Consider the following 6,189-nt stretch of genomic DNA (forward strand, 5'->3'; position numbering starts at 1 on the left):
GGCATTCACGCGGTGCCGCGCACGTACGTCGACGTCGCCCGCGCGCTGCGCTACTCACGGCTTCAGCTGATCCGCTACGTGATCCTGCCGGCCGCGCTGCCGTCTATCTTCACCGGCCTGTATCTCGGCCTGATCTATTCGTGGCTCGCGACGCTCGGCGCGGAATACCTGCTCGTCGCCGGCAGCGGGATCGGCAACACGCTGATCGACGGCAGCGAGCAGTTCCGGATGGATCTCGTGCTGTTCGGGATCATCGTCGTCGGCGTGACGGGCTGGGCACTGAACGCGACCGCGCGGGCGATCGAGCGCAAGGTGCTGGCCCGGCGCGGCGACCTGACGCGCTGAGCGCCCGTTCCCTCCATATCGCTCCCTTCTCCTGACCGCCATGACGACTCTCGCCTCCGATTCGCTCGACATCCTCCATGTAAGCAAGCACTACGCGCAACGCGGCGCGGCGCTCGCCGTGCTCGACGACGTGTCGCTGCACGTGCGCGCCGGCGAATTCGTCACGATCGTCGGCGCCAGCGGCTGCGGCAAGTCGACGCTGCTGCGGCTCGTCGCCGGGCTCGACACCGATTACACCGGCGAAATCCACGCCGGCGGCGAGCGCGTGCGCGACACGTCGCTGCAGCGCGGCATCGTGTTCCAGGATCACCGGCTGTTCCCGTGGCTGACCGTCGAACAGAACATCGGCGCCGCGCTGCGCAACGCGCCGCTGGACGCCGCCGCGAAACGGCGCGCGATCGCGGAGCACGTCGCGCTCGTCGGGCTGAACGGTTTCGAGCACGCGTTTCCGAACCAGTTGTCGGGCGGGATGGCGCAGCGCGTCGCGATCGCACGCGGCCTCGTGAACCGGCCGCGCGTGCTGCTGCTCGACGAGCCGTTCGGCGCGCTCGACGCGCAAACCCGCGCGAAGATGCAGAACGAACTGCTGCGGATCTGGGAACAGGAGCGCATCACGATGATCCTGGTCACGCACGATGTCGACGAAGCCGTCTATCTCGGCGACCGCGTCGTCACGATGGCGCCGCGTCCGGGCCGCATCGCGCGCATCGTCGACGTCGCGCTGCCACGCCCGCGCCGGCGCGATTCGCCGGCATTCGCGCGCTTGCGCGACACCGTGCTCGCCGATTTCGACGACAGCGAGCCGCCGGACGACGACGGTTCCGGCGGCAAGCGCCTCGACGCCGCGCGCCCGCACCGGATCGGCGAATGGCGGCTCGCATGGTAAGCGCATGACGCGCCGGATCGTTCAGCATCACGACACATATCGTTCATCGCAGCGCGCACGCTAAGGTTGTGACGATTCATCGGTTCCGGTTCCGCGCGGCGCCTGCTTGAATGGAGACTCGACCGACCCGACTCCCAGGAGACTCCCGATGTCCGAAGTCCAGCACGCCGCTCATTCGCCTTCGCCTGCTTCTCACGCCGCGCCGCGCACGGCCGCCGTCCCGCTTCAGCTTCGCCAGGTCGCCGGCCGGATCGGCGCCGAAATTTCCGGCGTGCGGCTGTCGGCCACGCTCGACGACGCGACGTTCGATGCGGTCCACGCCGCGCTGCTGCGCCACAAGGTGTTGTTCTTCCGCGGCCAGCACCATCTCGACGACACCGCGCAGGAAGCCTTCGCCCGCCGCTTCGGCGACACGGTCGCGCACCCGACCGTGCCGTCCGTCGACGGCAGCGCTGCCCTGCTCGAACTCGATTCCGCGCACGGCGCACGCGCCAATTCGTGGCACACCGACGTGACCTTCGTCGACGCGTACCCGAAGATCTCGATCCTGCGCGCAGTCGTGATCCCGCCGTTCGGCGGCGATACCGTGTGGGCCAACACGGCCACCGCGTACGCGAATCTGCCCGACCCGCTGCGCGCGCTCGCCGACACGCTGTGGGCGCTGCATACGAACGCGTACGACTATGCGTCGACGCACGTGCATGCCGACGATACGCAACTGAAGCGCTACCGCGAAGTATTCACGTCGACCGTCTACGAAACCGAGCATCCGGTCGTGCGCGTGCATCCGGAAACCGGCGAACGCACGCTCGTGCTCGGGCACTTCGTGCAGAAGATCAAGGGGCTGTCGTCGCAGGATTCCGCGCACCTGCTGCAGGTGCTGCACGAACACGTGACGCGCCTCGAGAACACCGTGCGCTGGAACTGGCAGGAAGGCGACGTCGCGATCTGGGACAACCGCGCGACCCAGCACTACGCGATCAACGACTACGGCGATGCACGCCGCGTCGTGCGCCGCGCGACCGTTCACGGCGACGTGCCGGTCGGCATCGACGGCCGCCAGAGCGTCCTGCTCAAGGGGCCGGGCGCCACGCTGCAATAACGTCGACGTACCCACGTCACGCGGCGGCGCTCTTTTCCGCGCGCCGCCGCGCTCCGCTCTGGAGGACACCCGCCATGAAACTCGCACCACCGGACCGACACTTGCACGCGCAACGATGTCGTCCCTCTTCCCCGTTCACTTCCGCCAGGAGCGTCGCATGAGCGCCCTACTCGAACCCGCCGCCCAGCCGGTCGACGTGATCCCGCTGTCCGCCCATATCGGTGCGGAAATCCGCGGCGTCGACCTCACGCAACCGTTGACCACGCCGCAGATCGCGGCGATCCGCGCCGCGCTGCTGAAATGGCGCGTGATCTTCTTCCGCGAACAATTCCTCACGCACGAGCAGCATGTCGCGTTCTCCGCGCAGTTCGGCGAGCCGACGGTCGGCCACCCGGTGTTCGGGCACGTCGACGGCCATCCGGCCGTCTATTCGATCGCGAAGCATCGCAAGGCGACGCGCTTCGAAGGCGAACCGGTGCGCCGGCCCTGGACCGGCTGGCACACCGACGTGACGGCGGCCGTGAACCCGCCGTGGGCGTCGATCCTGCGCGGCGTGACGATCCCGCCGTACGGCGGCGACACGCACTGGACCAACCTCGTACGCGCGTACGAAACGCTGTCCGCGCCGCTGCGCGGCTTCGTCGATACCCTGCGCGGCATCCATCGCTTCACGCCGCCGCCCGGCGCGCGCGCGACCGGCGCATTCGACGACGCCGTCGAGCGTCGCCCGCTCGTGACCGAGCATCCGCTCGTGCGCGTGCATCCGGAGACCGGCGAACGCGCGCTGTACGTGAGCCCGAGCTTCCTGAAAACGATCGTCGGGCTGACGCCGCGCGAGAGCCAGGCATTGCTCGAACTGCTGTGGGAGCACGTGACGCGGCCGGAATTCACGATCCGCTTCAAGTGGGAACCGCGCAGCATCGCGTTCTGGGACAACCGCGCGACCGCGCATCTCGCGCCCGTCGACATCTTCGATCTCGACTTCGATCGCCAGCTGTATCGCACGACGCTCATCGGCGACGTGCCGGTCGGCCCCGACGGCCGCCCGTCGGTCGCGCTCGAAGGCACGCCGGTCGAGGCCGCGGCCGCCGTCGCACTCAACTGACTGACGCGGCGAACGCCGGCGCGCACGAACGCGCCGGCTTCCGCTTCCCTCAATCCAGCCACACGCCATCGAACCGGTGCCCGCCGAGCGGCGAGAACGTCAGCCCGTGCACGCGCCTGGAGATCGGCAACGACACGATCGACGTCGCGATCGGCGTGAACGGCACCTGCTCCTTGAACACCACCTGCGCCTGCTCGTACAGCGCCGTGCGCTTCGCGACGTCCCCGTTCGACCGCGCGGCGGTCACGAGCTGCTCGAAGTCCTTGTTGCACCACTTCGCGAGGTTGCTGCCGTGCACCGCCTCGCAGCCGAGCAGCGTGCCGAGCCAGTTGTCGGGGTCGCCGTTGTCGCCCGACCAGCCGTACAGGATCGCGTCGTGCTGGCCGTCATGCTTCGCGCGGCGGTTGTACTCGCCCCATTCGTAGCTGACGATCTTCGCGCGCACGCCGATCTTCGCCCAGTCCTGCTGGATCAGTTGCGCCATCAATTGCGCGTTCGGGTTGTACGGGCGCTGCACGGGCATCGCCCATAGCGTCAGGTCGAAGCCGTTCGGGAAGCCGGCTTGCGCGAGCAGGGCCTTCGCGGCGGCCGGATCGCGCGGCGCGTCCTTCAGGCGCGGGTTGTACGACCATTGCGCGGGCGGCATCGGGTTCGTCGCGATCGTCGCGTCGCCGTTGAACACGGTCTTGATGATCGCCGTCTTGTCGATCGCGATGTCGAGCGCGCGCCGCACGTCGACGCGATCGAGCGGCGGATGCCGGGTGTTGTACGCGACGAAGCCGACGTTGAAGCCCGTCCCGGAAAACAGCGTCAGCTTCGGGTCGCGCCGCACCGTCTCGAGATCGGCCGGTCGCGGAAACGCCGACACCTGGCACTCGTCGGCCACGAGCTTCTGCAGCCGCGCGGCCGGATCGGGCGTGATCGCGAACACGAGGCGCGAGAGCTTCACGTCGTCCGGCTTCCAGTAGTCGGGATTCGCGTCGTAGCGGATCAGCGCATCCTTCTGGTACGTACGCAACACGAACGGCCCCGTGCCGACCGGGAACTGGTTGATGTCCGACTCGCGATGGCGCGCGGCGAGCTGCCCCGCATATTCGGCCGACAGCACCGACGCGAACGCCATCGCGAGATTGCGCACGAACACGACGTCGGGCGACTTCAGCACGAAGCGCACCGTATAGTCGTCGACCTTCTCGATGCGGTCGATGTTGTGGTCGAAGCCGAGATCGCTGAAATACGGGAAGCTGACCGGATAGGCCTTGCGGAACGGATCGTCCGGGTCGAGCATCCGGCGGAACGTGAACACGACGTCGTCGGCCTGGAACGGCCGCGTCGGCTTGAACCATGCGGTCGTCTGGAATTTCACGCCGCGCCGCAGGTGGAACGTGATCGTGCGCTGGTCGGGCGACACGTCCCAGCTCGTCGCGAGCGCCGGTTCGAGGTCGAGCGTGCCGCGCTTGAACTGCACGAGCCCGTTGTAGACCGGGTACGTGCTCGCATCGAAATCGGTGCTCGTCGTGTGCTGGCCGGGATCGAAGCCGGCCGGGCTGCCTTCGGTGCAGTACACGAGCGTCTTGCCCGTGGGCGCCGCCAGCGCGTGCGTCGCGGCGCCGGCCAGCAGCAACGACGCGGCGATGCAGCGAAGCGCGGCGCCGGCGGGCGATACGCCGCGCGATCGGCGCGCGGTTGACGAAACGAAAGGATTCTTCATGGTGACGGAGGAAAGAAAGAGGTGCCATGCGAATGACGACCGTCGATCTTCGCGCGCCGCCCGCCGATCGCTTACCAATTAATTCCGCGTTGCTTATCGTCATGGCTGCATCCCGCTGCCGCTGCATGAGAATGTCCATGCGAGCGCCGCGGACAGGCTCGCGCACCCCGCCGCGACGCCCGGCCCCCGTCATGAGACCGCGCCATTCGCGCACGGCCGCGGGCGCCCTTCCGTCCCCCTGCAGGCTCCGCGAAATGGGTGCATCGTATCGGTTGGCCCACGCCGGCACCGGCGCGCGGGAATCCGCCCGGCGCGCAGGTGCCGGCACGGCGCGTCCGAGCGCGCCGCTCTTTCTGGAGGACCACGAATGTCGATCAACCCCGATACGCCCTCTCGTCCCGTGAAGTCGCCGGGCCCCGATCATCCGATCCTGATCGAACCGCATTCGTCGCGGGTGGTCGTGAAGGTCGCCGGCAAGGTCGTCGCCGATACGCGCCACGCGCTGGTGCTGCGCGAGGCCAGCTACCCGGCCGTGCTGTACATTCCGCGCGAGGACGCCGACATGTCGCTGCTCGAACGCACCGATCACGCGACCTACTGCCCGTACAAGGGCGATTGCGCGTACTACTCGATTCCGGCCGGCGGCGAACGCTCGACCAACGCGGTATGGACATACGAGCATCCGAATCCGGCCGTCGAATCGATTCGCGGGCACCTCGCGTTCTATCCGGACCGCGTCGATTCGATCGAGGAAAGCCTGCTCGTCACCGCGTGAGCGCGGGGCGCCCTGCCGCGTCGCCATTCACGTATCGTCCGGCCGCTGATTTGCATATGCGGATTCATTGGTTGGCCGTCGTCCCGCCGGGCCGTATCGTCTCGACTCCGGCGTGGGCCGGCCCGTTGCGCGCGTCGCCCGCATCCGGCCCGGCCCTGCGCCCGCGCCACCTTCGCGCGCGACCCGTGAACACGCCAGCAGGACGCCTTAGGGCGTGTTCACGCTAATAACGGGTTTGCGAACGTGCCTTTCCGCCCGCAGTGCA

6 protein-coding genes are annotated in these 6,189 nt (G+C 68.3%); 5 read left to right on the forward strand and 1 reads right to left on the reverse strand.

Features of this window, described 5'->3' with window-relative positions; translation table 11 throughout:
• From JMF90_RS19815 to JMF90_RS19830, 4 genes are all read left to right on the forward strand, one after another.
• The coding region (locus tag JMF90_RS19815; protein WP_201325340.1) for an ABC transporter permease at positions 1-345 on the forward strand (345 nt) is incomplete at its 5' end.
• Positions 346-385: 40 nt separating this feature from the next.
• Positions 386-1,231, forward strand: coding sequence for an ABC transporter ATP-binding protein (locus tag JMF90_RS19820; RefSeq protein ID WP_011548042.1), 846 nt, complete (start codon positions 386-388; stop codon positions 1,229-1,231).
• 148 nt (positions 1,232-1,379) lie between these two features.
• Positions 1,380-2,333 carry a TauD/TfdA family dioxygenase gene (locus JMF90_RS19825; protein WP_011694695.1) on the forward strand — a complete coding sequence of 318 codons (954 nt, stop codon included), beginning with the start codon at positions 1,380-1,382 and terminating at the stop codon, positions 2,331-2,333.
• Positions 2,334-2,490: 157 nt separating this feature from the next.
• Positions 2,491-3,438, forward strand: coding sequence for a TauD/TfdA family dioxygenase (locus JMF90_RS19830; RefSeq protein ID WP_011694694.1), 948 nt, complete (start codon positions 2,491-2,493; stop codon positions 3,436-3,438).
• 49 nt (positions 3,439-3,487) lie between these two features.
• Here JMF90_RS19830 and JMF90_RS19835 read toward each other — a convergent pair whose 3' ends face one another.
• Positions 3,488-5,149, reverse strand: coding sequence for an ABC transporter substrate-binding protein (locus JMF90_RS19835; protein WP_011548044.1), 1,662 nt, complete (start codon positions 5,147-5,149; stop codon positions 3,488-3,490).
• Between the two features lie 367 nt (positions 5,150-5,516).
• On the opposite strand from JMF90_RS19835, the gene JMF90_RS19840 reads away from it, so the two are divergent.
• Positions 5,517-5,924 (forward strand): DUF427 domain-containing protein, encoded by a 408-nt coding sequence (locus JMF90_RS19840; protein ID WP_011548045.1) that lies wholly within the window; start codon positions 5,517-5,519, stop codon positions 5,922-5,924.
• The last annotated feature ends 265 nt before the right edge of the window (positions 5,925-6,189 follow it).

This window comes from Burkholderia sp. E168m23 (assembly GCF_016586125.1).
GTDB classification, from domain to species: Bacteria; Pseudomonadota; Gammaproteobacteria; order Burkholderiales; family Burkholderiaceae; genus Burkholderia; species Burkholderia orbicola.

Excerpts from the sequence above, each read along its gene's own strand:
- JMF90_RS19825 (WP_011694695.1), top strand. The coding sequence starts at position 1,380 with ATGTCCGAAGTCCAGCACGCCGCTCATTCGCCTTCGCCTGCTTCTCAC.
- JMF90_RS19830 (WP_011694694.1), top strand. The coding sequence starts at position 2,491 with ATGAGCGCCCTACTCGAACCCGCCGCCCAGCCGGTCGACGTGATCCCG.
- JMF90_RS19840 (WP_011548045.1), top strand. The coding sequence starts at position 5,517 with ATGTCGATCAACCCCGATACGCCCTCTCGTCCCGTGAAGTCGCCGGGC.
- JMF90_RS19820 (WP_011548042.1), top strand. The coding sequence starts at position 386 with ATGACGACTCTCGCCTCCGATTCGCTCGACATCCTCCATGTAAGCAAG.
- JMF90_RS19835 (WP_011548044.1), bottom strand. The coding sequence starts at position 5,149 with ATGAAGAATCCTTTCGTTTCGTCAACCGCGCGCCGATCGCGCGGCGTA.